The organism is Flagellimonas hadalis (genome assembly GCF_007785775.2).
GTDB lineage: Bacteria > Bacteroidota > Bacteroidia > Flavobacteriales > Flavobacteriaceae > Flagellimonas > Flagellimonas hadalis.
The window spans coordinates 1-369 of the sequence record NZ_VNIK02000052.1 but is presented as its reverse complement, the minus strand read 5'-3'; the positions used below and the strand labels follow the sequence as shown (position 1 = coordinate 369).

Below are 369 nucleotides of genomic sequence, written 5' to 3'. Positions count from 1 at the left end.
CATAACGCTAGGCCCGGGGACCCATATCCAGAGCGGTAGCACCTTTGTTGCAAGGGTGTATGGCAACAGTACGGCGGCCCATCCCTATCAGTCCATAACATTGAGCAATGAGAACTACATTTTTACGCGCAGCTTCCAAAAAGGGATGTCAAGCTTCAATGCGGGAACGGCAAAGGAAGGTGACGTTATTGAGAGCATTACCTATTTTGACGGTCTGGGCAGGCCCATGCAGCGCATAGGGATAAAGTCTGCTCCGGACAAGGAAGACCTGGTCACCCATGTGGGGTACGATGCCTATGGGCGCCAGGACAAGGATTGGCTGCCGTACTATGTGTCCTCGGGCTCCCTGGGGAGCTACCGTGGGGACGT

The 369-nt window shown here is 54.7% G+C and carries 1 protein-coding gene; it reads left to right on the top strand.

Annotation, left to right across the window (positions count from 1 at the left end; translation table 11 throughout):
- A partial coding sequence (locus FOT42_RS18220) for a DUF6443 domain-containing protein (RefSeq protein WP_226789955.1) occupies positions 1-369 on the top strand: 369 nt, incomplete at both ends.